Below are 24,868 nucleotides of genomic sequence, written 5' to 3' on the forward strand. Positions count from 1 at the left end.
CCAGGCGCGGTAATCTTCCTTCGGATGATTCGCCTACTTTGTGAGAATAGCTCAATAGTGCGACGATGAAATATGTGCGGCGGCTATGTCGCCGCGCATCCAGCGATTGTGCAAAAACACACATTCGCTTCCTCCCAGCCCATTAGTGGATGGCGTTTTTTGGATCGCATATCGCGCGGTCTGTCATTGCTCGGGTTTTTTGGTTGATTTTTGGATACTAACGTAGCTTAATAGGAACGAAGCAGCCTGCTAATCGACGCGAGATTGCAAATGTACTTTAACCGCTTGAGCCGGATAGCGGAGTCTGAGGTCCGAGTCGAGCGAAGCGTGAAGCGGATTGACGTCTCGTATAAGAATATCGAGACGATCGCCGGCTTCGTTGATATATTAGTTATAGTATTTGCGAGTGGTTTCGGAGGCGGCCTTTATCAATATCTTTGGTATGGGCAGGTGACCGGGGCCGAGGTGAATTTTGCCGTCGGCGTCGCCAATAGCTTGCTCTATGTCTATGTCGCGGGCTCGCGCGGCCTTTATCGTTTGCCTGTTCTTCTTGAACCCTCGCGCTACTTGGCGCGTATTTTCATGACGTGGGCGATCGTCGGTCTTTTCGTTACGTCCTTTTTGTTTTTCATCAAGGGGGAGACGGCCTTTTCGCATGGGGCGATGATTACTTCCGCCATGTTGCAAATCGTCTTGCTGCTTCTCGCGCGGTGGATCGCTGAGAAGGCGTCGAGATCGATGATGGCGACGGGCAGCCTGGCCGGGCGCCGCATCGTGACCATCGGGGAGCCGGACGAACTCCTCAGATTGAGCGCCGCCCTTCTGTTCCGCTATTTCGGCCTCAACGAGGTCGCGCGCGTCTCCGTCTCGGCAAAGCACGGGCCCGCGTCGGATGACCTCCTCGTAGATCTCGACCGCGCGCTCCATGAGGCGCGAGAGCAGGGCGTGGACGAATTCGTCGTGGCGCTTCGTTGGGACAGCAAGGAGCTTCTCGAAACGATCCGCACCCGGCTTCGCGCGTCCCCGCTCCCCGTGCGTCTCTTGCCCGATCACACAATCCGGTCGGTGCTGGGCCGGCGGGCGCTTTCGACGCGCGGCCCTGCTCTCACGGTCGAACTCCAACGCGCGCCTTTGACCCCGGTCGAGAGAATGACCAAGCGGGCGCTCGACCTTCTGGGCGCCGTAACGGCGATTGCGCTCTTGTCGCCGCTTCTGATCGCGACCGCTATCGTGATCAAGCTCGACAGTCCCGGTCCGGCAATCTTCCGTCAGCGTCGAAACGGCTTCAACACGCAGCCCTTCGTCATCTTCAAGTTTCGGACAATGACCGTCCAAGAGGATGGCGCGACGATCACCCAGGCGAGGCGCGGGGACCACCGCGTGACGCGGGTCGGCCAGTTTTTGCGGCGGTCGAGCATGGACGAGCTGCCGCAGCTCTTCAATGTCCTGTTAGGCGACATGTCTTTGGTGGGGCCGCGGCCGCATGCGCTCGCCCATGACAATGAATATAAAGCGCTGATCGCAAAATATGCCTTCCGCCATCATGTGAAGCCCGGGATCACGGGCTGGGCGCAGGTCAATGGCTTACGGGGCGAAACTGGACGTTTGGAACAGATGGTGGAGCGCGTCAGACTCGACCTTTGGTATATCAACCATTGGTCGTTCAGCCTCGACATCAACATCCTCGTGCGAACCTGCTTCGAAGTGCTGCGCAATCGCGCCTATTAGATCATCACGCGCAAAAGCGTGAACGTTTTGATCTGAGATAGCGTAACGACGGCGGGTCCGACGACCGGCCGGCGGATCAATACGGTTCCCTAGGCATAGGGACTGCCGACATAAAATTCGCCGCTGCTGTGGTCGAAGTTGGCGAGCAGGCCTCCGCCGACATTGGCGTCGTTGAGACCATATCACATCGATAATATATCAATGTCGACGACCGTCTCTTCCTCTTTAGGGTTGGTCCTGTAATCCAGGAATAGAACCGCCGCCCAAAGGCCAGCTGTCCGGGTCGACGACGACCCGAAGTCTGGCGGCCGCCGCGCCAGTTCTTCTGCGTCGCGCAGGCGGACGTGAGCACGCGCGACCACGCGCCCCTGCCTGAAAGGGCCTATCCTAATCAGAGAACTGATAGAATAGGCTCAATGTTTTTGAACCGGAGCGAATGACTTATGTCGACAAGAGCCGAATGCTCCAGTCGTCATCCGTCGTGCTTCTCCTTCACGCGTCAATAGAGCGGATACACCTGAACCTGGCTCCGAACCGGTCCGATTGAGAGCCATCCGTCAGCGATTGAGATCGGCACAGGCAGGCGTGATCCGCCACCAGCCTCCCGCTTGCCGAGGACATTCGCCACCAGCGAGCCGGCGGCGATGAGCGTGGGATCGACGCCGAGCTTTTGCAGAAACGGCTCAAGGCCCGCGATCGTGGCGGGAAAATTGCCCGTGATCCTGTGCTGATCGTCGAGAGCAAGTTCGCCATGGCCTTCGAGGGTCGAAGTGCCGCTCGCGAGGCGGATCGTCTTGAGATCGACCTTGCCGCCGGCCACGCGCCATTGCTCGAGGCTGTCCTGCAGCTTCGCAGCGCCGGCGAGATTCGCTTGCGTGATCGTCCCGGCGATCGTTGTCGTGACCGGCGGCTGTAGGCCGAAGCGGCTGTCGAGCACGGGAGCCTGGGCGTCGTTCACGGTCAGGCGGAAATCATAAGAAAAGGGGGCCGCGCCGGGCGGCGAAACGACATAGGCCAGCACATTGCTGGCGCTGCCCGACGCTTTTTCGAGATCGCCGAGGAGGCCCTGCACGGTCACCTGCTCGCCGAGAAGGGAGATGCGCGAAAAAGCCTCCGGCCGTCCCACGAATTCCATGCCGAGACTGCCCCATTGAGCCACCGCGTCGACCGCGCCGTCGCTCGTCTTGACGATGAGTGGCGCCTCCAATTCGGCGACGAGGGTCTGCGACCGCAACAGGGGGCTGGCGACGCGAAGGCCCCGCAGGCTGCCGGTGAATTTCTTGCCGGCGATCTCTCCCTGGAACAGGGGATTGGCGCAGGACACCTCGATTTCGAGCGGATAGCCGGAAATGCGCTTATCTGGACAAATCCAGCTGCGGCCGGCGGCGGCTTCATGCTCGATCCACGTGGCGAGGGCGCCGTCCGCTCGCCGCGACGCGACGAACCAAAACAGCGACCAGCCGATGATCACTGCGGCGAAAAGGGCCAAGACCATCGTGATCGGTCCGCTCGAAATCAAACTCTTCTTGGACTCAGAGCCTTGTGACGCCATGTTTTTTCCTCCCGGAGAGTCAATGCGCCGTGGGCCTTTTTCTTGTTGCGCGCGCTCCATGCCTGGGGCGAAGCTGGAAAGGTCCTCGACTTTTCTCTTTGCGCATCATCGTTTATAGCGCCGCCGGTCATGGAGCAAACATTCGAATGACTCTAGGTGAGGATCTTTGGATCTTCGGTTATGGTTCCTTGATGTGGCGGCCCGGCTTCGACTTCGTCGAGCGGCAAGGCGCGATCGTGCGCGGCTATCATCGCTCGCTTTGCGTCTATTCCCATGTTCATCGTGGAACCAGCGAGCGGCCGGGCCTCGTGCTCGGACTCGATAAGGGCGGTTCGTGCAAAGGGGTCGCGTTTCGCGTCGCTGCAGGTCGGGCAGAGACGACGCTCGCCTATCTCCGCGCCCGTGAGCAAGTCACGTCGGTCTATCGCGAAATTTCCCTGCCGGCGCGGCTCGCCGACAAACGGATGGTTCACGTCGTATGCTATGTCGCCGACCGCGCTCACGCCCAATATGCCGGACGGCTCGCGCGCGACGAACTCGCGCGCCTGGTGGAGCAGGGCGTCGGCCAATCAGGGGCGAATTCCGAATATGTCAAGAAGACGCAAGCTCATCTCGCCGAGCTCGCCATTCGCGACGAGATCCTGGACTGGCTGTCGAAGGAACTCGGCTGAGGCTCTTTTTTGTGCAATTTTTGATATGGCGCTCGACGTCGGGATCGCCCTCAGGCGCCTTCCGCGAGGCGGCTGGCGGTCAAATCGGCGAGCGCCGCCCGCCGCTCGTGCGGGCTTTCGGTCAACAGATGGACATGCCATTCGCGAACGCCCGCGCGCAAAGCCTCGCGGACCTGTTCCGGCTGGCCGCAAAATCGGCCCTCGCGCCATTCGAGCTCGAAAGCGGAGATCTGCCGCCGCGCATTTTGAGAGTCGAGCGCCACAGCGAGAACGATGGCCTTGTCGAATTCCGGCAGCCCGCCCCATAAGGCGTCGGCCTCGGCTGGAAACACCGAGCACACATAGCGACGCCCAGACAAACCGCGCCAGGCGTGGAAGCGTGAGGCCAAAGCGCGGCCCGCCAGACAATCGAGCGGGGCGTCGAGGCCGCGCGAACGCCATCTCGGGTCTTCGCGCGGCGCCTCGTCCGCGAGGTCGGGGCGCCGCGCAAGACGCGTGGCTCCGGTGACGGAATAAAACTGAACTAAAACGCCCATGACGCTTCGCCCAACGAATCAACTGGAACAAAGCTAGAACATATTCATCTCTTGTCAACCATGACGCGTAAAAGACACGAAAAAATGAAAAAGACGTAGGAAGCCGCAGGCGCTCGACCCCCGAGCGCTCAAAGCGCGGCCACGTTCCTCGGCTGGCCTGCGGCGCCTTTGAGGGAGGGGTCGGCGGCCAGCGCCTCAGCGACGAGCTTTGCGGTCGCGGCTTCGATCCGCGTCTCGAGAGCGGTCATGAAGCTTTGTTTGTCGAGGCCAGTTCCGATCGGCTCGAGAAAGGCGATCACAGCGGTTCCTGGACGTCGCAGGCCGTTGCCGCGCGGCCAGAAAAGGCCCGTGTTGAGGGCGACCGGAACGCAGACCGCGCCGGCTTCGACATAGAGATGCGCGACTCCGGCCTTATATTGCAGGGGGGCGTCGACCGGGCGGCGCGTGCCTTCCGGAAAGATGATGATCTGGCGGCCTTGGGCGAGCGCTTGGCGGACCTGGCGGTTGAGGTCCGACAGGGCTTGCCCGCGCTTCGCCCTGTCTATGGCGACTTGCTCGGCGCGTTGCAGATACCAGCCGAAAATCGGGATGGCGACCAATTCCCGCTTGAGGACGAAGCTGAAATCATGCGCCGCCAAGGGGAGCGCCAGGGTTTCTAGCGTCGATTGATGCTTGGCGGCGATGAGGCAGGCGCCCGCGGGCAGGTTTTCGAGACCGCGAAATTCAACTTTGATCCGGCAGATCTTCTCGAGCAGCCAAAGCGAGGCGCTGACCCAGATCCGCGCGAGGCTTTGCACCGCAAGTCGGTTAAAGGCGAGATAGGGCAGTCCTAAAATCGCAAGGACGGCGGTGAGAAGATAAAACAGCGCGGTGAAAAGATGCGACCTTATCGAGAGCATGCGGGTGAGAGCCGAGGCGAGAGGGCGGTTTGATTTCTGATTTTGAAGGCTCGAGCCGGCGCGAGAGGGCGGAGCGGCCCCTCAACTCCGCTTGCATTTGGAGCGGAACGTCCAGCGCGCCTTGCCGTGCAGGCCCTTGGCGTCGGCTTGCTCGGAGCAGGCCTTGGATTTGGCTCTTTTCGCGGCGTCTGGACCGGCGTCCGGCTTAGCCGCGACCGTCGGCGCGGGCGTTTGCGCAGCGGCCGGCTGCGCGAAGGAAAGCGCCAGAAGTCCTGCGGCGATAATGGATGAAGTCGTCCTCATGTCCGAAATCCTTTCGTGGCGTTTGATGCGCGCGCCCCCGCTACTTAACCGGCGGCCGCCGCGGAACCAAGGCGTAAAAATTCGGGGCGAGCCAAAGCGGATCTTTACATATAAATATATCTGCATATATAAACGCATCTAGTCGCTCTTGCCGAAGGCTATGATGCCTCAAACCGACCATGCGCCGTTCGAGACCATCCTCTCCGCTTTGACGGCGGCAGGCGAGGCGACGCGGCTACGCCTGCTCAGCCTTCTCGCCGAAGCCGAACTCACCGTGACCGAGCTCGTCACCATATTGGGCCAGTCGCAGCCGCGCGTCTCCCGCCATTTGAAGCTTTTGGTCGAGGCCGGCCTCGTTGAGCGCCACCGCGAGGGCGCCTGGGTTTTCTTCTTCATCGCCCAGGCCGGACCGACGGCGCGTTTCGCGCGCGATCTCGTCGACCGGCTCGCGTCCGGCGACGCCCATCTTCTTGCCGACCGCGCTCGGCTCGCCGAGGTGCGCCAAGCCCGCGCGGAGCAGGCCGCGCGCTATTTCGCGGCCCATGCGGCGACCTGGGACGACGTGCGAGCGATGCATGTTCCAGAGGAGCGCGTCGAGGCGGCGATCCGCGAGGCGATCGGCGCGAAGCCCTTGCATGCGGCGCTTGATCTCGGGACCGGCGGCGGGCGCATGCTCGAGCTTCTCGCGCCGCTGGCGTCCCGCGCGGTCGGCGTCGATCAATCGCCGCAAATGCTGAGCGTCGCCAGGGCGCGGGTCGAGCGCGCCGGCTTGCGCAATGTCCAGTTGCGCCAGGGTGACATCTACGCCTTGCCGGTCGAGCCTGACTTCTACGATCTCGCCATCATGCATCAGGTCTTGCATTATCTCGACGATCCGCTGCGCGCGATCCGCGAGGCCGCGCGGGCCTTGCGGCCGGGCGGGCGGCTCCTCGTCGTCGATTTCGCGCCGCATGAGCAGGAGGAGCTGCGCGTCGCTCATGCGCATCGCCGCCTCGGCTTCAGCGGCGAGGAAGTGGCGGGATTCATGACCGCTTCCGGATTGGATTTCGTCATGCGGCGCGACCTTGCGCCCGAGGCGCGCGAGGGCGGCAAGCTCACCGTTTCGCTCTGGCTCGGCCGCGACCGCCGCATGCTCGCCGATCCCGTCCCTTTAACCACGCGAGAAGTTGCATGAGCGAGAATCCGTCCTGTGAGTTTCCGCGCGCGAGCCGGACGCATTGCCCCGACATTCGCGTGTCTTTCGAATTCTTCCCGCCCAAGACGGTCGCCATGGAGGCGATGCTGTGGGAATCGATCAACCGTCTCGCGCCGCTCGGGCCGTCCTTCATGTCGGTCACCTATGGCGCCGGCGGCTCGACGCGCGAGCGCACCCATGCGACGGTGGCGCGGCTCGCCAAGGAGGGCGTCGTCAAGCCAGCCGCGCATCTCACCTGCGTCGGCGCGGGGCGGGAGGAAATCGACGCGATCGCGAAAGGCTATTGGGACGCGGGCGTCCGCCATATCGTCGCACTCCGCGGCGATCCGCCGGAGGGCCTCGGCGCGAAATTCATGGCCCATCCGGAAGGCTATGAAAGCTCCTGCGCGCTGGTCGCCGGCATCAAGAAAATCGGCGATTTCGAGGTTTCGGTGTCCGCCTATCCAGAGCGCCATCCAGAAAGCCTGTCGCTCGACGCCGACCTTGATTTCCTGCGCGCCAAGGTGGACGCCGGCGCCAATCGAGCGATCACCCAGTTCTTTTTTGAAAATGAAATCTATCTTCGCTATCTGGACCGCATTCGCGCCGCCGGCATCGAAATTCCGGTCGTCCCGGGCGTGATGCCGATGCAGAATTTCAAGCAGACGGCGGGCTTCGCCAAAAAAGCGGGGGCGAGCGTTCCGCAATGGCTCGCCGATCGCTTTGAGGGATTGGACGACGACCCGCAAACGCGCAGCCTGGTCGCGGCGACGGTCGCCGCCGAGCAGGTGTTGGGCCTTGTGGATCACGGCGTCCGCGATTTCCATTTCTACACCAACAATCGCGCGGATCTCGTCTATGCGATCTGCCATCTTTTGGGGCTTAGGCCGAAACTCGAGCAAAAGGCCGCTTGAATGACGCATTCTTTTGACGGCGCGGCGACCCGCAAGGCGCTCCTCGAGGCCGCGCGGAATAGGATTCTCGTGCTCGACGGCGCTATGGGCACGATGATCCAGCAGCATAAGTTCAGCGAGGCCGATTTTCGCGGCGCGCGCTTCGCCGACTGGCCGCGCGATCTGCGCGGCAACAACGATCTGTTGAGCCTAACCCAGCCGCAAGCGATCAAGGCGATTCATCAAGCCTATCTCGACGCCGGCGCTGATATTATCGGCACCAACACATTCAATTCGACGCGGATCTCTCAGGCCGATTACGGCATGGAGGCCTTGGCCGGCGAACTGAATTTCGCCGCGGCGAAGCTCGCCCGCGAGGCGGCCGACGAGGCCGAGCGCAAGACCAGCGTCCGTCGCTTCGTCGCCGGCGCGTTGGGGCCGACCAATCGCACCGCCTCGATCTCGCCCGACGTCAATAATCCGGGCTTTCGCGCGGTGAGCTTCGACGAGCTGCGCGAGGCCTATGCGGAGGCGGCCCTCGCTTTGATCGAAGGCGGCGTCGACATCTTGATCGTCGAGACGATTTTCGACACGCTCAACGCCAAGGCGGCGTTGGCCGCGATCGAGGACGTCTACAACAAGACCGGCCAGCGTCTCCCGATCATGATCTCCGGGACGATCACCGATCTTTCGGGCCGCACGCTTTCGGGCCAGACGCCGACCGCTTTCTGGCATTCGCTGCGCCACGCCAAGCCGGTCTCCTTCGGCCTCAATTGCGCCCTCGGCGCGCGCGAGATGCGCGCCCATCTCGCCGAGCTGTCGCGCATCGCCGACACGCTGATTTGCGCCTATCCCAACGCAGGTCTGCCGAATGAATTCGGCCTCTATGACGAGAGCCCCGAATTTATGGCCGAGCTGATCGGCGAGTTCGCGGAATCCGGCCTCATCAACATTGTCGGCGGCTGTTGCGGCACCACGCCGCCCCATATTCAGGCGATCGCCGAACGCATTAAGGGGCTCGCCCCCCGCGCGATCCCCGAGATCGCGCCATTGCTGCGCCTTTCCGGACTCGAGCCCTTCACGCTCACGCGCGACATTCCCTTCGTCAATGTGGGTGAGCGCACCAATGTCACGGGCTCGGCGAAATTCCGCAAGCTGATCAAGGAAAATGATTTCCCCGCCGCGCTTGACGTGGCGCGCGATCAGGTCGCGATGGGCGCGCAGGTCATCGACGTGAACATGGACGAAGGCTTGCTCGACTCGCAGGCGGCCATGGTCGATTTTCTCAATCTCGTCGCCGCCGAGCCCGACATCGCACGCGTCCCGGTGATGATCGACTCATCGAAGTTCGCGGTCATCGAGGCCGGGCTCAAATGCGTGCAGGGCAAGGGCATCGTCAATTCCATCTCGATGAAGGAAGGCGTCGAGAAATTCATCGCCGACGCGCGGACCGTGCGCGCCTATGGCGCGGCTGTGGTCGTGATGGCTTTCGACGAGAAGGGCCAGGCCGACACGCGTGGCCGCAAGGTTGAGATCTGCTCGCGCGCTTACGACACCCTCACGAAGGAGGTCGGCTTTCCGCCTGAGGACATCATCTTCGATCCGAATATTTTCGCCGTCGCCACCGGCATCGAGGAGCATAATAATTACGGCGTCGATTTCATCGAGGCGGCGCGGGAGATCCGCCAGCGCTTTCCGCTCGTGCATATTTCCGGCGGCGTCTCCAATCTCTCCTTCTCGTTTCGCGGCAATGAGCCGGTCCGTCAGGCCATGCATTCGGTGTTTCTCTACCACGCCATTCAAGCCGGCATGGATATGGGCATCGTCAACGCCGGCCAGCTTTCGGTCTATGCCGAGATCGACCCAGAGCTGCGCGACGCCTGCGAGGACGTCATCCTCAACCGCCGTCCAGATTCTACAGAGCGCCTGCTCGCGCTCGCCGAATCCTACAAGGGGCAAGGGGCGGAAAAGGTCGAGAAAAACCTCGCCTGGCGCGAGGAGCCGGTCGCAAAGCGGCTAGAGCATGCGCTCGTCAATGGCATAACCGAGTTCATCGATCGCGACGTGGAGGAGGCGCGCCTCGCCTCCGCGCGCCCGCTCGACGTCATCGAAGGGCCGTTGATGGCCGGCATGAATGTGGTCGGCGACTTGTTCGGCGCCGGCAAGATGTTCCTGCCGCAAGTCGTCAAATCGGCGCGGGTCATGAAACAGGCCGTCGCCTATCTGATGCCCTTCATGGACGAGGAGAAGCGCCGGACCGGCTCCGGCGAGCGCTCCACCGCCGGCAAGATCCTGATGGCGACGGTCAAGGGCGACGTCCATGACATCGGCAAGAATATCGTCGGCGTCGTGCTCGCCTGCAATAATTACGAGATCATCGATCTCGGCGTCATGGTTCCGGCGGCGCGCATACTCGAGACCGCCCAGGCCGAGAAGGTCGACGCCATCGGGCTTTCCGGCCTCATCACGCCCTCGCTCGATGAAATGTGCTATGTCGCCGCCGAGATGGAGCGCGCCGGCTTCGACGTGCCGCTGTTGATTGGCGGCGCGACGACGAGCCGGGTGCATACGGCGGTCAAGATCCATCCGAACTATGCCAGGGGGCAGGCGGTCTATGTCACCGACGCCAGCCGCGCCGTTGGCACGGTGCAGGCTCTGCTCTCCGCCGCGTCGCGCGACGACTACATCGGAACGATTCGCGCCGAATATGGAAGGGTTGCGGAGGCGCATCGCCGCGCCGAGATCGACAAGCAGCGTCTGCCGCTCGTCAAGGCGCGGGCCAACGCCTTCAAGCCTGATTGGGCGGGCTACGCGCCGCCGCGGCCTCTCTTCACCGGCGCGCGCGTGTTCAGCGCCTATGATGTGGCCGAGCTCATCCCCTTTATTGATTGGACGCCCTTCTTCCAGAGCTGGGAGATGCGCGGCCGCTTTCCCGCCATTCTCGACGATCCGAAGCAGGGGGAGGCGGCGCGGCAACTCTACGAGGACGCGCAAGCCATGCTTGTCCGCGTCGTCGAGGAGCGTTGGTTCGATCCCAAGGCGGTCATCGGCTTCTGGCCGGCGAATAGCGTCGGCGACGACATCGAGCTCTACACGGGCGAGTCCCGCGCCGACGCGCTGGCGCGCCTCCACACCTTGCGCCAGCAATTGCCGCGTCGCGACGGCAAGCCCAATCTCGCGCTCGCCGATTTCATCGCCCCGGCCGAGTCCGGCAAGGCGGATTATATCGGCGGCTTCGTCGTCACCTCGGGCGCGCAGGAAGGCAAGATCGCCGATCGCTTCGCCCGCGCCAATGACGATTATGGCTCGATCCTCGTGAAGGCGCTCGCCGACCGTATCGCCGAGGCTTTCGCGGAGCGCATGCATGAGCGCGTGCGGCGGGAATTCTGGGCCTATGCGCCGGACGAGGCGCTGACCCATGAGCAGCGCCTTGCGGAGGAGTACCGGGGCATTCGCCCGGCGCCCGGCTATCCGGCCCAGCCCGACCACACGGAAAAGGCGACGCTTTTCCGCCTGCTCGACGCGGAGCGCAAGGTCGGCGTGGCGCTGACGGAAAGCTTCGCCATGTGGCCCGGCGCCTCGGTGTCCGGCCTCTATTTCGCGCATCCCGACGCGGATTATTTCGGCGTCGGCAAGATCGAGCGCGATCAGGTCGAGGATTACGCGAAACGCAAGGGCATGAGCGTGGCTGAGGCCGAGCGTTGGCTTTCGCCGGTGTTGAACTATGACCCGGCGACGCTGGCGGCGGCTGCGGCGGCGGAGTGAGCGCATGCGTTCATGTTAGGTTTGTGATGGGGCGTGCAGAGAGCAGAGATTTTCTCCTGAATTCTGTACGCCATAAGGTGTTGATATAATTGACGCGGTTTTGCCGTGCAAAAATCTTGAATTTTGCAAGATCGACGGCGATTGCCGACACTGAAATCTTGCTGCATTCTGCGGGCGACATGCGACTTGTAATCCTTACGGGCGCTTCCGGTTCTGGCAAGACCTCAATCGCTAACGCGATCAAGCTCGAACGCCCCGAGCTCGCCGAAGTGCTCCACTTCGACTCCATCGGGGTTCCTTCATCAGAGGCTATGGTGACCGGGTGGGGGTCCGGCGAGGCTTGGCAACGCGCCATGACGTTCGCGTGGATGGCGCGGATTGCAGGTTTGGGCCGCCAGAAGCGCGCCGTGCTGTTCGAAGGCCAAATGCGGTTGGGCTTCATGCGCGAAGGTCTGTCGTCAGCTGGTATCGCTGATTTTAATGCGCTGCTTGTTGATTGCGATGACGAAACCCGGACGCGACGTCTCGTCGCAAACCGAAATCAACCCGAACTGGCGAACACGACGATGATGAATTGGGCCTCCTATCTGCGGCGAGAAGCGCAGGAGGCCGGTTATGAGATTCTCGATACGTCGCGAGCCCCGCTTGAAGCAAGCGTCGCGCATGTTTGCTTACATTTGATGGGTCCCTCTCCCACGGGATAGCACGGCCAAGCCTAGCCCTTTCGCGATTCTCTCAAAACTTGCGGCTTTTGAGGCGTTTTCGTGCGTTCCAAATATCTTGATAAATGCACGGCAAAGACGAAGAAGTCGCCTACGCCTGTCGCATGGTTCAAGCGACTCGCGCCTCAACGTACTTTTTGAAGTTATTCAAAATCGCTTGCCAGCCGCCGCGCTGCATTTCGACGGAATTCTCTTTTTCGGGTTCGAAGCTGACACGCACCGTTACGTCGCCAGCGTCGGCCAAGAACTCGACGGCGCAGGAACGGTCTCCAAAGTTAAATTCAATCAGCTTGTCAGCTATGATCTTGGTGTATGTTCCGGCGAAATCAAAGCCAAAGCTGCCGTCTTTGGCCTCCATGCGCGACGTGAATTCCCCGCCGACGCGGAGATCGACCGTGGATTTGGTTGTGTGCCAATCATCCGACGCCGCATTCCACTGCTTGATGTCGTCTGGAGTTGTGTAAGCGCGCCAGACCTGCCCAACAGGCGCCGCGATCTTTGTTTCGACGGTAATCTTCTCGCTCATGGCTTTTCCTTTCTGTTAGCGTTGTCATGTGGACGCGCATGCCAGCTAGTCTGTATCTCTTCAAGGCTAAAGCCAACCAGTTTGCGCGGTTCCCGCGAGAGCTCCCAAAAAATCCCCAGAGTTTTAGGTCAAAATCGTCGGTGCAGAATTCTTGATTTTCGAGCAAGGGAGAAGGTCCGTTTCGGCTTGAAGGGCGATATTCAAATTTGGGCAGCGCCTAAATCTCTTTAGTCACCGCTACGATCCCATTGGGGTACGACCCAGCATCATTGCGAGCCGCTATATTAACCGAAATGAATCGCGCGCCGCGCGCGTCGAAAGTGAGGAGCATGATGAAAGCAGCGCAATTCAGGCGGTTCGGAGGTCCGGAGGTCCTCGAGATCGTGGATCTTCCAGATCCACATCCGGGTCCGGGACAGGTCCGGATCGTCGTGCGCGCGGCCGGCATCAATGCGACCGAGTGGAAGCTGCGCAAGGGCCTGTTGAACTTCGGCGATGGGCTGCCGCAGACGACGGGTCGGGACGTTGCGGGCGTCGTCGACGAGGTCGGGGAAGGCGTCACAGATGTCGTTGTCGGCGACCGGGTATTCGGTGTCTCCGACGACGGCGCCGGAGCGGCCGAACTGGCGCTTCTGACCCATCGGGCGCCGATCCCGCCATCCCTCGGTTTCGTCGACGCCGCCAGCCTGCCCGTCGCGCTCGAAACCGCCACGCGCAGCCTGGACCAACTCGGCGTCGGCCCCGGCGTCATCCTGCTCATCAACGGCACCACAGGCGGAATCGGTGGCGTCGCCGTTCAACTCGCCATCGCCCGCGGCGCGCGCGTGATCGGCGCCGCCGGCGCTGCCAACCAGGACTATCTTCGACTCCTTGGCGCCGAACCGGTGACGTATGGCGAAGGCATGGCCGATCGAGTCCGCGCCCTCGCGCCCGATGGCGTCGACGCCGCGCTCGACGTCGCCGGAAGCGGAGTGCTGCCCGAGTTGATCGCTCTCGCGGGCGGCCCTCAGAACGTGGTGACGCTCGCCGACATCGACGGAGCGAAACAGCACGAGGTGCGCTTCAGCAGCGGGTTTCAAGGCCACGCCTTTCACGCGCTTGCTAAAATAGGAGGCCTCATCGAAGCAGGCCGCTTTTGGCTTCCCGTCGAGCGAACCTACCCGCTCGACGAGATCTCGGAAGCGCACCGCGTCAGTGAGCACGGGCATGTTCGAGGCAGGATAGTGCTGGTGATCCCACCGCTCCGATCCATTTGGCGGACCTGTTCTTGCTGGTTGGACTGAGACAGACGCCGCCGAAATCTCTGGCGCCGTGCGGCCAAAGCCGCAGAGCCTCGTCAAGCATGCGGTGGCCGATATGGATTAGGCTTCTTCCATCGGCCATCGTCGGAATCCGTCATTCATCTCAAGGCCGGCATGACAGGATCGATCCGCGCGCCAAACGCGCCGCCGCGAGATGAATGACGAGTTGCGATTTCAGACCACAGCAGCCCTATTTCGGCTGCGCCGCGATCACCTTGCGCAGCGTCGCGATGGTCGAGACATCCGCGATCCCATCGACCAGCTCGGGGCGGAAATGGCGCTGGAAGGCGCTGACGACCGCATGGGTCTTGCTGCCATAAAGGCCGGTGATGTTCAGCCCATAGCCATAGATCGCGAGCAGGGACTGCAGCCTTTCGACCTCGAGCCCATGCGCGCCGCGCTCGAGCTTTGGGCCGTCCTCGATCGGGCAGGGGGCGACGTAATGGCCGACGCCGGCCTTGGCCAGGCGCTCCCAGGGAAAATATTCGCCGGGGTCGATCTTGCGGTCGGGCGCGAGATCGGAATGGCCGAGCACGCGCTGCGGCTTGATCTTGTGGCGCGCGATAATGTCCTGGCAGAGCGCGATCACGACCGCGATCTGGGATTCCGGATAGGGCGGCGCGCCGCCGAGATGGCCGGCGTTGGCGATCTCGATCCCGATCGAGACGGTGTTCATGTCGCGGTCGCCGGCCCAATAGCCGATGCCGGCGTGCCAGGCGCGGCGCGCCTCCGGCACGAGCTGGAACACGCTCCCATCCTCATAGACGAGATAATGCGCCGAAACCTGCGCCTCGACGTCGCAAAGCCGCCGCAAGGCGGCCTCGCCCGTGGTGATGCCGGTGTAATGAAGGATGATCGAATCCGGCTTCCGGCCGAGGCGTTCGCCGTGGTTTGGCGAAGGCTCGACCGTCGCGGCGATAGAGGTGTCAGGTTTCAAGTGCTCAGAGTTTCAGTAACCGTAATAACCCGTGCAGACGGGATTGCCATAGGGGTCATAGCCCCAGCGCGCGCATCGCGCGGGGGGCGGCGCCGGCGGGGGATAATAGGCCGGCGGGGGCGGCGGCGGAGGCCTGGTGTTCGCGCCGACGATCGCCCCGGTGGCCGCTCCGAGCGCGCCTCCAGCAAGAGCGGCGCCGACGCCGCCGCCCGTGGCCGCGCCGAGCGCCGCGCCAGTCGCGCCGCCGAGCGCTGCGCCGCTCGTCGCGCGCTGCTCGGGCGTGTAGCCGCATCCGGCGAGCGCCAGGGACGAGACGACCAGAGCCGCGAAGGGAAGAGATTTGTGCATCAGCGTCACCTAAGCGTTTCGGTTCGCTTAACCCCGTCGGCCCAAACACTATAGGCGGGGCGTGAGGTCAAGCCAGAACTCGTTCTTCGGTTGTGAGTTTCAATTGCAGGGGGCATTTGAAGCACGGCGTTAATTGACAATCGATGAATGGCCGCGATTGACGGCGCCCCGCTTCGCGCCTATTTCCCCAAGGGCCAGCCGGCCGGACGGCCGCCGCCGCGGCGGAGGAAAGTCCGGGCTCCACGGAGACACGGTGCCGGATAACGTCCGGCGGGGGCGACCCCAGGGAAAGCGCCACAGAAAGCAAACCGCCGCGCGGCTTTTGTCGAGCGGCAAGGGTGAAAGGGTGCGGTAAGAGCGCACCGCGCGCATGGCGACATGAGCGGCATGGCAAGCCCCACCGGGAGCAAGACCGAATAGGGGCGACGCGGGGTTGTAAAGCCTCAGATCCGTCTCCGGATCGTCGCCCGGGTTGGTTGCTCGAGGCGGCCGGCGACGGCCGTCCCAGAGGAATGGTCGTCACGCGCGCGAGAACCTCGCGCGCCATACAGAACCCGGCTTACAGGCCGGCTGGCGCTTTTGCCACGAGCCTCCACGAGGCTATCGCGTTTTCCGGCGTGATTGCGCCCACATGGTGGGGCGCGACGCGCGGGGCGGGAGACCAGCCTCAATAGACTTTCAACGGTTTCGTCGCCATATTGCATCCATGACCGCCATTCTCTTCGACACGCTTCGCTTATCCCGCACCTTGCGGGATAAGGGCCATTTCTCGGCCGAGCAGGCCGAAGCGCTCGCCGAAGCCTTGGGCGAGGCGACTCAGGGCGACCTCGCCACGAAAGGCGATTTGCGGGAGACAGAAGCGCATCTGAACGCGAAAATCGAGGCGGTAAAAGCCGATATAGCCGAGGCGAAGGCCGACATCCTGAAATGGGTCGTCGGCGCCATCGGCTTTCAGACGGTCGTGATTTTGGGCGCTCTCGTCTCGCTGGTCAGAATTTTCGCGAAATAGCGAGGCGCGGCCTGCGGCGCAATCAGTCGCGGGACCAGCAAGACCTTCAAAACAAGAGCTGGAGGAAGTCCAGCGCCGCCGCATAAATGCCCGGCCATTCGCTTTCGCGCGGACCGGCGATATTCAAGGCGCCCGCCTCGAGCCCGGCGATCCAGTCGCGCGCGGTGAAAACCGCGTCGCGAGAGCGAAGGTCGGTCACGAGATGCGGCTTTCGGCGGGCGCGGGCGCAGTCGATCGTATATGCCGAGCCCGGGGAGACGGAAATCTCCGATGCGACGATGACCAAGGTTCCGTCGCTGTCTCGGACATTCCATCGCGTGCGCTGTTTCGGGTCCGCGCTCGGCGTTTGCTTCATGCGCGGATACTTGGCCAATAGGCCCGGCGGGTCCGGGCAATCTTCGGCCCAGCCGTCTTGCGGGCACCAGCCGAAGTAATCGAGGCCTCGCCTTATGGCAAAGTCCAGGCCGGCTCGGTCGACGCCGCTTTGTCCCCCTGAGACGATGCGCGCGAGCCCTCTGGCGACGCCCATTTTGACCTCTTGCATTGACGAATTCGGCGATCTCGCGAAGAACGGTCGCCTTCAGGTCTGAAAGGGCGCCTAGATCATGATGTTTTTGGATGGAAACATCCAAAAACATGAAACGTGATCGAGTCTCGAAAATGAGAACGGGATTTTTCGTGAAAAACCGGATTCCACTTTTTCGCATCCCACTTTTGCGGAAAAGGCGCCGACGGCCCTGCCGTGTATGTTTTCGCCTTCAAACCGGCCTGTCGTCCTTGCCGCCGCGCCCCGCCCTTGCTAGATAAGGCCCCTTGAGCCCTGCTTCTTCCCGCCGTCCCAGCGCCGGCCCGCTTCATGCGGAGGTCCTGTCGCCAAGTTGACGGACGCCGGCGGAGAGAAGCGCAACCAACATGAACAGCCGGCGCCGCCCAGATTTTCGGGCAATCAGGAGACCAAATGGCATCACCTTCCAGCTACGCGCCCTCGCGCGACGATTTCGCGGCGCTTCTCGACGAGAGCTACGGCCAGAACGAGGCCTTTGAAGGCTCGGTCGTCAAAGGCATTGTCGTCGCCATAGAAAAAGACGTCGCGGTCATCGATCTCGGCCTGAAGACTGAAGGGCGCGTCGCGCTCAAGGAGTTCCAGGGTCCGGGGCGCGAAGGCAAGCTCAGCGTCGGCGATGAGGTCGAGGTTTATCTCGAGCGCATCGAGAACGCCCTCGGCGAGGCCGTCATCTCCCGCGACAAGGCGCGCCGGGAAGAGAGCTGGATCAAGCTTGAGAAGGCCTTCGAGAACCAGGAGAAGGTCGAAGGGATCATCTTCAACCAGGTCAAGGGCGGCTTCACCGTCGATCTCGACGGCGCCGTGGCCTTTCTCCCGCGCAGCCAGGTCGACATTCGCCCGATCCGCGACGTGACGCCTCTCATGCAGGCGCCGCAGCCCTTCCAGATCCTCAAGATGGACCGCAGGCGCGGCAATATCGTCGTCTCGCGCCGCACCGTGCTCGAGGAATCCCGCGCCGAGCAGCGCCACGAGATCGTCGCCAACCTCGAGGAAGGTCAGGTGATCGAGGGCATGGTGAAGAACATCACCGATTACGGCGCCTTCGTCGATCTCGGCGGCATAGACGGGCTCCTCCATGTCACCGACATCGCCTGGCGGCGCGTCAATCATCCGACCGAGGTCCTGACCATCGGCCAGACCGTGCGGGTGAAGATCATCAAGATCAATCACGAGACGCACCGCATCTCGCTCGGCATGAAGCAATTGCTCGACGACCCGTGGCAGGGAATCGAGGCGAAATATCCAGTCAATGCGCGGTTCCGCGGCCGGGTCACGAACATCACCGACTACGGCGCCTTCGTCGAGCTGGAGCCTGGCATCGAAGGCCTGATCCACGTCTCGGAAATGTCCTGGACCAAGAAGAACGTGCATCCCGGCAAGATCGTCGCGACGAGCCAGGAAGTCGACGTTCAGGTGCTCGAGGTCGATCCGGTCAAGCGCCGCATCTCGCTCGGGCTCAAGCAGACCCTCGCCAATCCGTGGGAGGCCTTCGCCGAGAAATATCCGATCGGCTCCGAAGTTTCGGGCGAGGTCAAGAACAAGACGGAGTTCGGCCTGTTCATCGGCCTCGACGGCGACGTCGACGGCATGGTGCATCTTTCCGACCTCGACTGGAACAAGCCCGGCGAGCAGGTCATCGAGGACTATAAAAAGGGCGACATCGTCAACGCCAAGGTCCTCGACGTCGACATCGAGAAGGAGCGGATCTCGCTCGGCGTCAAGCAACTCGCCTCCGATCCTTTCGCGGCGAAGCCGGTCGAAGCCGGCAAGCCCGGCGAGGAAGGCGCAGCCGACCTCAAGAAGGGCTCGGTCGTCACCTGCGAGATTCTCGAGGTGAAGGAGGGCGGCCTCGAGGTGCAGATCGTCGGCACCGAGTTCAACGCTTTCATCAAGCGCAACGAGCTCGCCCGCGACCGCGCCGACCAGAAGCCGGAGCGCTTCGCCGTCGGCGAGAAGGTCGACGCCCGGATCACCCAGTTCGATCGCCGCGCGCGCAAGATCGCGGTCTCGATCAAGGCCCTGGAGGTCGCCGAGGAGAAGGAGGCGATCGCCCAATATGGCTCGGCCGATTCCGGCGCATCGCTCGGCGACATTCTGGGCGCGGCGCTGAAGGCCCGCGAGGAAGGCCCCAAGAAGGGCAAGGGCGCGGACGAAGAATAACGCCATCCGGGCTGCGCTTGCGGCTCGACAGAATTCAACGCCCGCGCGGCCCCCCGCGCGGGTTTTCTTTTGACTGGAAGCAAGGAACGCCCATGCCCGGCAAGGACGCGGCCGCGCCGATCGGCCTCGGCGTCGATTTCGGCACGACGAATAGCGTCGTCGCGCTCGCCTATGCCGACGGAAGCGTGGAAAGCCTGGCGTGGCCCTCGGCCTTCGGCCAAACGGACACGTTTCGCACGGCCTTGATGTTCTGGCGCGAGGGCCGCGCCGGAGTCCGTCACGTCGCCGGTCCGGCCGCGATCGCCCGCGCAATCAATCCGGAGGGCGATCAGCGCTTCATTCAATCGATCAAGACTCATCTCGCGAGCCCCTTGTTCACGGAGACGCGGCTTTACGGCGAGCGCTTCACCATCGAGCGGCTGGTCGCGACCTTTCTCGCCCGCCTCTTCGATCATGACGCGCTGCGCGCCGGAACGCCGCTCGCCGTGGCGGCCGGGCGGCCGGTGGTCTTCGCGGGCGAGCGGCCGGACGAAGCGCTGGCGGTCGAGCGGCTCGCAACCGCATTCGCCGAAGCCGGCATGAAGAGCGTCGAGTTCGCCTATGAGCCGCTCGGCGCCGCCTATTGGCATGCGCGCAAATCAGCGCGGGAAGAGATCGTGCTCGTCGCCGATTTCGGCGGCGGCACCAGCGATTTCTCCTTGCTCCGTTTTTCCCGAAATGCAGGCCGGCTCGAGGCGCAGGCGCTCGCCCATGACGGCGTGGGCGTCGCCGGCGACTCTTTCGACTATCGCCTCATCGACCATGTGGTCTCGCCGCGTCTCGGCAAGGGGACGCTCTATAAGTCTTTTGACAAGCGCCTGCCGATCCCCGCCTATTTTCATGCGGCCTTCGCGCAATGGCATCAGCTCTCCTGGCTCAAATCGGCGCAGACCCTGGCCGAGCTGAAAAAGCTCACGGCAAGCGCCGAGGCGCCTCGGCTGCTGGAGGATTTGACGATTCTGATCGAGCAGGATCTCGGCTTCGAGCTCTACCGCGCGATCGGCGGGCTGAAGGCGAGCCTGTCCGCCGCGCCGGAGGCGCATTTCACCTTCGCCCGCGAGGGGATCGAGATCGAGGCGGAGGTGACGCGAAAGGATTTCGAGGCATGGATCGCCGATGATCTCGATCGGATCGCACAGGCGATGGATCGCGCGGTCGAAAAGGCGGGGCTGAATTTCGCCGATGTCGACGCGGTGTTTCTAACTGGCGGGACTTCTTTCGTGCCCGCGGTGCGGGCGATGTTCTCGGAGCGTTTCGGCGAGTCGCGCCTCCATGTCGGCGACGCCTTTCAATCCGTAGCGTCGGGGCTCGCGTTGATCGCGGCGGATCGGGCGGGTCTCAGAGCTGGCGCATGAGACGCGCGCCGGCTCGAAGCGAGCGGCAAGAACATTATTCTGAATCGTCCTCGAACAGCATCTCTTCGTCGGGAAGCGCTGGCGGCAGACTGAGCCGTTCGCGCAGGGCCTTGAATTCCGTCGTCAAAAGCAACGGCTTGGCCATGACCGACGCGAGTTCATTGGCGCGCTTCTGCAAGGCTGCCGTCTTCTCCGGATTTGCGGCTGCGACATCGTTCTTTTCCGACGGATCCTTGGCGATATTGTAAAGCTCGACGGCGGCCGGCAGCGGCGTGCGCCAGATCAGTTTCCAGTCGCCTTGCCGGACGCCGGCCCGAAACGGCTCGACATTGTAGATGACCTCGGTGCGCGGCGAGGACTGGCCCTCGGCGATCGCGGCCCAAACGTCATACCCGTCGAGCGGTTTGTTCTTGCCGAGTTTGCCGCCGGCCAGCTTCACAAGGGTCGGATACATGTCGGTGACGTGGATCATGCCGTCCACGGCGCCGCCGGGCTTTATCTTTCCCGGCCAGTTAGCGAGCGATATTACCCGGGTGCCACCCTCGTAGAGAGAGCCTTTTCCATCTCTATAAGGGCCGTTATCGACGGGAATCTTGATTTTGGACATATCGCCTTCGCCCGCGAACATGGCGTTTCGCGTGCCGCCGTTGTCGCTTTGGAAGATGATCAGCGTGTTGCCCCGCATCTTCTTCTTGTCGAGAGCCTCGACGACGCGGCCGATCTGGTCGTCCATCGCGGTGATCTGCGCGGCATAGGCGCGGCGGCTCGGATCGGCGATGCTCGCGTAGCGATCGAGATAGGCCTGCGGCGCCTGATAGGGCGTGTGCGGCGCGTTGAACGCCAGATATAAAAACAACGGCGTCGCGGCGTCATGGGATTCGATCAGCGCCACTGCGTCGTTTCCGAGCAGCGTCGTCGAATAGCCTGGCTCCTTCACGGACTTATTGTCGCGATACCAATCGACGACGCCGTGCTGCTCATGGGTGAAATAATCGATCTCGCCGATGAGCGGCCCGTATTGGTGATCGAATCCGCGTTGACGAGGCCAGTATTTCGGATCGCCGTGGCCGAGGTGCCATTTGCCGACGATCGCGGTTTCATAGCCCGCGTCCTTCAGCGCTTGCGGCAGGAGCCATTCATCGGTCGCGAGGCCGTAAGTGTGGGTCGATAAAATGACCGCCGTCTGCAGTCCGTATCGGAAGGGATAGCGGCCCGTCATCAGCGCCGCGCGGGTCGGCGTGCACATGGGCTGAGCGTAAAACTGTTCGAGGCGCGCGCCGCCTTTGGCCAGCGCGTCAATATTGGGCGTTTGAATATCTGAGCCGTGATAGCCGACGTCTTTCCAGCCCTGATCGTCGGACAGGATGTAAACGATGTTCGGCGGCTGGATCCGCTCTGCGGCGAGGTCCTGCTGGGCGATTGCACCGGCCGCCGGAATCGCGGCTGCGATCAACGCCGCCAATGCTCGGGCGATCAAACGGTTCAGCGGCAAGCTCATTTCAAAACCTCCCTAAGCTCCAAGCGAATGCTCGAGATGAAAAGCGGCCCATTTTGTGGAGGCGCGACCGAAGCGACATGCCCGCTTTCACGCCCAGCTTTTTCTATGACCAACGGCGCGTCGACCAATGACAAATTCAGTTCCGCATGTCGAACGCTCGACTTTGCGTCCGACGCACCAATAAATGGGCGAAAGCGCGCTGTCGACCCATCGCTCGGGCGCAAAGGTCGTCGGCGCAGGCGACCGAGCTTCGGCTCCGGCTGCGATCCGGGCGACTCCAGGATAGGGTCGGTCCTCAGAGAGCGATCTTGGAGGTGCATATGGCGCTCTCCTCGCCCCGGCGCCGGAACCGATGCTCATTCCGCTCGCGTGGATCGTGCTTGAGAAGGAAGAGACCAGTTGAGCCCGATTTCGATTGTTGTGAATCTCGTCCGAAAGCGGGCGCGAGGCTGCGCTGCCTTCCAGATCGAAGCCGTTAGGACGTGCGACTCAATCATACGCGGCGGACACACCGCCTTGTGCGCCTTGTCCTCAATTGGAATTCCGCGTGCGGCATGCCACAAGCGATCTCTGTGGTGTTGGATATTCGGGAGATGACAGGATGAAGAGGAAGATCGGTCTTGAGGAGCATTTCTCGCATCCCGACACGGTTGGCGACTCGGAAGAATATTTCGTGGCGGAGAAATGGGACGAGATGAAGAAACGTCTCGTCGACATCGGGGATATTCGCTTGAGGCTCATGGATCAGCATGGCATGGAGATGATGATCATCTCATTGAATTCGCCTGCTATCCAGGCCATCGGCAATGTCTCCAGAGCGGCGGAGACGGCGCGTCGGGCGAACGACTTCCTTGCCGAACACATCGCCAAAAGATCTGATCGATTCCGCGGCTTCGCGGCATTGCCGCTGCAAGATCCTGACGTCGCCGCCATCGAGGCGCGCCGATGTATCGTGGACCTCGGCTTCGTCGGCGCCCTTGTCAACGGCTTCTCTCAGGTCGGCGACGAAGAGGCGGCCGTCTATCTGGATGACAGCCGATACAAAGATTTCTGGGCCGAGTTTGCGAAATTGAACCGCCCATTCTACCTGCACCCGCGCGATCCCATCGCGACATCCGCTCGCATCTATGACGGCCACCCCTGGCTCCTTGGCTCGGCATGGGCCTTTGGGGTTGAGACGGCGACGCATGCTCTCAGGCTGATGGGAAGCGGTCTGTTCGACCGGCATCCCGATCTACAGGTCATCCTCGGTCACCATGGCGAAGGGCTCCCCTTTCTGATCTGGCGCGTGGACCATCGGGTCGCTACGGCGCCAAGGGGGATTCAGATCAAGAAGACGTTTCAGGAATACTTCCATCAGAATTTCTACATTACGACCTCGGGTTCATTTCGAACGCAAGCTTTGATCAACGCGATTTCCGAGATCGGATCCGATAGGGTCCTTTTCTCTACTGACTATCCATTCGAGGAAGTCGGCGACGCCGCCACCTGGTTCGATGCGGCGAGCATCGCTGAAAACGATCGCGAGAAGATCGGTCGCCTGAATGCGGCCAGGCTCTTTGGACTAACGCCGTGATCGATCCGCGCCCCGCGGCGAGCCAAGTTCGTTCAGGGCGCTCGCATGTCGCGCTTCACCCCAGTTCATTCTTGAAAATCGCGCCATCTTTCATGACGAGTTTCAGATTTCTCTCCGGCTGAAGCATGACGCGCAAATCTTTGAGCGGATCGCCCTCGACGACCAGAATGTCCGCATAAGCGCCCGGAGATATTGTGCCCAGTTGGCCTTTTTGCATCAGCAGTTCCGCATTGATTGCGGTAGCCGATCGAATCACATTGGCCGGCGTATCGAGATCAATCCGCATTTCAAATTCTCTGAGCTGCGCTTTTTGCGCCTCCGGGCCCCATAGATCGGTGCCGAAAGCGATCGGAACATTGTATTGTTTGGCCCATCTATAAACTTGTTTGCCCCTTTCGACCGTTTGCCTGACATTTTCGACAATTTTGTCCGAAAGATGCGTTTCGTGAGCGCTTTCGATGCGTTGAACAAGCGATATGAAGGTGAGGTCGAGGAATGCGCCGCTTTGCGCGATCATTGCGACGGTCTCCTCGTTGACAAAATTGGCGTGTTCGATCGAACGCACGCCTGCCTTTAGGCACCGTCGAACCCCTTCATCAGTGTAGACATGGGCCATGACATAGACGCCGCGCGCGCGCGCTTCTTCGACGATGGCGCTCAATTCCTCTTCGGAAAATTCATAAAGCGTGGCGTGAGACTCTGACGGAAATACAACGCCGCCGGACACGAACAGTTTGATCTGCGTCGCGCCTTTCCGCAATTCTTCGCGCGCCGCCTTGCGCACTTCGTCAACGCCGTCGGCGATGACCGACATGACTGAAAAGGGACCGATATGGCCGCAAGGGTCGATGAGTTCGCTGACTTTGCGAAAGTCAGCGCCTCCGCCTGTCTGCGTCAGCGCTTTGCCTGAATAAAATACGCGCGGGCCTGTGATCGCGCCGGTCGCCACAAGATGGGCGATCGAATAATCCGCGCCGCCCGCCTCGCGAATGGTCGTATATCCGTCCATGAGGCTGTTGCGCAAATAGTTCGCCGAAGCTATGGCGATTTCCGACGCCGAATAGGCGATGTTCTTTGGGCTTAGGGAAAGTCCGGTGATGTGCGCATGAGCGTCGATCAGCCCGGGCATGAGCGTCCGGCCACCCAACTCGATTATTGCCGCGCCGGCGGGATCGATTGGCTCGGTAGACAGCGAATCTATGCGATTATTCTTGATAAGAACATTGTACGATCGCTGCAGTTCCGTGAAGCCGTCCAGAACGAGACTGGCGTTGGTAAAGAGAGTGTCGGGCATTAAAATTCGCGCCTCGC

At 62.1% G+C, this 24,868-nt stretch carries 21 protein-coding genes and 1 other RNA gene; 12 read left to right on the forward strand and 10 right to left on the reverse strand.

The genetic code is table 11. From position 1 onward, the window contains the following. Positions 1–327 precede the first annotated feature (327 nt). Entirely contained in the window at positions 328–1,728 is a 1,401-nt protein-coding gene (locus tag METAC_RS0102080) for an undecaprenyl-phosphate glucose phosphotransferase (RefSeq protein WP_245257404.1), read from the forward strand. A 499-nt stretch (positions 1,729–2,227) separates the two neighbouring features. Here METAC_RS0102080 and METAC_RS0102090 read toward each other — a convergent pair whose 3' ends face one another. Beyond that, a complete protein-coding gene (locus tag METAC_RS0102090; RefSeq protein WP_036255219.1) occupies positions 2,228–3,280 on the reverse strand; it encodes a DUF2125 domain-containing protein in 1,053 nt (350 codons plus the stop codon). 146 nt (positions 3,281–3,426) lie between these two features. Between METAC_RS0102090 and METAC_RS0102095 the strand changes: the two genes are divergently transcribed. Beyond that, the gene (locus tag METAC_RS0102095) at positions 3,427–3,951 is read left to right on the forward strand and encodes a gamma-glutamylcyclotransferase (RefSeq protein ID WP_026605761.1); all 525 of its coding nucleotides are present in this window, start codon (positions 3,427–3,429) and stop codon (positions 3,949–3,951) included. Positions 3,952–4,001: 50 nt separating this feature from the next. On the opposite strand, the gene METAC_RS0102100 is transcribed toward METAC_RS0102095, so the two are convergent. From METAC_RS0102100 to METAC_RS0102110, 3 genes are all read right to left on the reverse strand, one after another. Beyond that, complete coding sequence (locus METAC_RS0102100; protein ID WP_051335308.1) at positions 4,002–4,487, reverse strand: hypothetical protein; 486 nt, start codon at positions 4,485–4,487, stop codon at positions 4,002–4,004. A 128-nt stretch (positions 4,488–4,615) separates the two neighbouring features. After that, positions 4,616–5,386, reverse strand: coding sequence for a lysophospholipid acyltransferase family protein (locus METAC_RS0102105; protein WP_026605763.1), 771 nt, complete (start codon positions 5,384–5,386; stop codon positions 4,616–4,618). Positions 5,387–5,467: 81 nt separating this feature from the next. Continuing rightward, positions 5,468–5,689, reverse strand: a complete 222-nt coding sequence (locus METAC_RS0102110; RefSeq protein WP_026605764.1) for a PsiF family protein — start codon at positions 5,687–5,689, stop codon at positions 5,468–5,470. Between the two features lie 163 nt (positions 5,690–5,852). Between METAC_RS0102110 and METAC_RS0102115 the strand changes: the two genes are divergently transcribed. The 4 genes from METAC_RS0102115 to METAC_RS21930 all read left to right on the forward strand — a co-directional run bounded on the left by METAC_RS0102115 (position 5,853) and on the right by METAC_RS21930 (position 12,225). Beyond that, complete coding sequence (locus METAC_RS0102115) at positions 5,853–6,863, forward strand: ArsR/SmtB family transcription factor (protein WP_026605765.1); 1,011 nt, start codon at positions 5,853–5,855, stop codon at positions 6,861–6,863. Continuing rightward, entirely contained in the window at positions 6,860–7,777 is a 918-nt protein-coding gene (gene metF / locus METAC_RS0102120; protein ID WP_026605766.1) for a methylenetetrahydrofolate reductase [NAD(P)H], read from the forward strand. Before METAC_RS0102115 ends, metF begins: the two co-directional genes overlap by 4 nt. Continuing rightward, positions 7,778–11,521: a methionine synthase gene (gene metH, locus METAC_RS0102125; protein WP_026605767.1), complete on the forward strand. Its 3,744-nt coding sequence runs from the start codon at positions 7,778–7,780 to the stop codon at positions 11,519–11,521. It begins immediately after the preceding gene. An 89-nt stretch (positions 11,522–11,610) separates the two neighbouring features. Then, positions 11,611–12,225, forward strand: coding sequence for a hypothetical protein (locus METAC_RS21930; RefSeq protein ID WP_245257405.1), 615 nt, complete (start codon positions 11,611–11,613; stop codon positions 12,223–12,225). Positions 12,226–12,352: 127 nt separating this feature from the next. Here METAC_RS21930 and METAC_RS0102135 read toward each other — a convergent pair whose 3' ends face one another. Next, positions 12,353–12,769, reverse strand: coding sequence for an SRPBCC family protein (locus tag METAC_RS0102135; protein WP_026605768.1), 417 nt, complete (start codon positions 12,767–12,769; stop codon positions 12,353–12,355). A 332-nt stretch (positions 12,770–13,101) separates the two neighbouring features. Here METAC_RS0102135 and METAC_RS21935 point away from each other — a divergent pair, with 332 nt between their 5' ends. Next, entirely contained in the window at positions 13,102–14,052 is a 951-nt protein-coding gene (locus METAC_RS21935; RefSeq protein ID WP_051335761.1) for an NADP-dependent oxidoreductase, read from the forward strand. Between the two features lie 208 nt (positions 14,053–14,260). On the opposite strand, the gene METAC_RS0102150 is transcribed toward METAC_RS21935, so the two are convergent. Continuing rightward, positions 14,261–15,007 carry a peptidoglycan recognition protein family protein gene (locus tag METAC_RS0102150; protein WP_026605769.1) on the reverse strand — a complete coding sequence of 249 codons (747 nt, stop codon included), beginning with the start codon at positions 15,005–15,007 and terminating at the stop codon, positions 14,261–14,263. Positions 15,008–15,019: 12 nt separating this feature from the next. After that, entirely contained in the window at positions 15,020–15,355 is a 336-nt protein-coding gene (locus tag METAC_RS26690; protein ID WP_026605770.1) for a hypothetical protein, read from the reverse strand. A 194-nt stretch (positions 15,356–15,549) separates the two neighbouring features. Between METAC_RS26690 and rnpB the strand changes: the two genes are divergently transcribed. Further along, positions 15,550–15,933, forward strand: an RNA gene (gene rnpB, locus METAC_RS25445) — RNase P RNA component class A. Between the two features lie 128 nt (positions 15,934–16,061). Further along, positions 16,062–16,364 (forward strand): hypothetical protein, encoded by a 303-nt coding sequence (locus METAC_RS0102165; RefSeq protein WP_026605771.1) that lies wholly within the window; start codon positions 16,062–16,064, stop codon positions 16,362–16,364. Positions 16,365–16,410: 46 nt separating this feature from the next. On the opposite strand, the gene METAC_RS0102170 is transcribed toward METAC_RS0102165, so the two are convergent. Then, entirely contained in the window at positions 16,411–16,908 is a 498-nt protein-coding gene (locus METAC_RS0102170) for a putative molybdenum carrier protein (RefSeq protein WP_084143406.1), read from the reverse strand. Positions 16,909–17,322: 414 nt separating this feature from the next. Here METAC_RS0102170 and rpsA point away from each other — a divergent pair, with 414 nt between their 5' ends. Further along, on the forward strand, positions 17,323–19,089 hold the full coding sequence (gene rpsA / locus METAC_RS0102180; protein ID WP_026605773.1) for a 30S ribosomal protein S1: 1,767 nt from the start codon (positions 17,323–17,325) through the stop codon (positions 19,087–19,089). Between the two features lie 92 nt (positions 19,090–19,181). Further along, positions 19,182–20,483, forward strand: a complete 1,302-nt coding sequence (locus tag METAC_RS0102185) for an Hsp70 family protein (RefSeq protein WP_026605774.1) — start codon at positions 19,182–19,184, stop codon at positions 20,481–20,483. A 34-nt stretch (positions 20,484–20,517) separates the two neighbouring features. Here the strand turns inward: METAC_RS0102185 and METAC_RS21945 are convergent, their stop codons facing one another. After that, complete coding sequence (locus METAC_RS21945; RefSeq protein ID WP_084143408.1) at positions 20,518–21,981, reverse strand: arylsulfatase B; 1,464 nt, start codon at positions 21,979–21,981, stop codon at positions 20,518–20,520. A 601-nt stretch (positions 21,982–22,582) separates the two neighbouring features. On the opposite strand from METAC_RS21945, the gene METAC_RS0102205 reads away from it, so the two are divergent. Beyond that, positions 22,583–23,557 carry an amidohydrolase family protein gene (locus METAC_RS0102205; protein WP_026605775.1) on the forward strand — a complete coding sequence of 325 codons (975 nt, stop codon included), beginning with the start codon at positions 22,583–22,585 and terminating at the stop codon, positions 23,555–23,557. A 55-nt stretch (positions 23,558–23,612) separates the two neighbouring features. On the opposite strand, the gene METAC_RS0102210 is transcribed toward METAC_RS0102205, so the two are convergent. After that, positions 23,613–24,851, reverse strand: coding sequence for a metal-dependent hydrolase family protein (locus METAC_RS0102210; protein WP_026605776.1), 1,239 nt, complete (start codon positions 24,849–24,851; stop codon positions 23,613–23,615). Positions 24,852–24,868: the final 17 nt, after the last annotated feature.

The sequence above is a fragment of the Methylocapsa acidiphila B2 genome (genome assembly GCF_000427445.1).
GTDB lineage: Bacteria > Pseudomonadota > Alphaproteobacteria > Rhizobiales > Beijerinckiaceae > Methylocapsa > Methylocapsa acidiphila.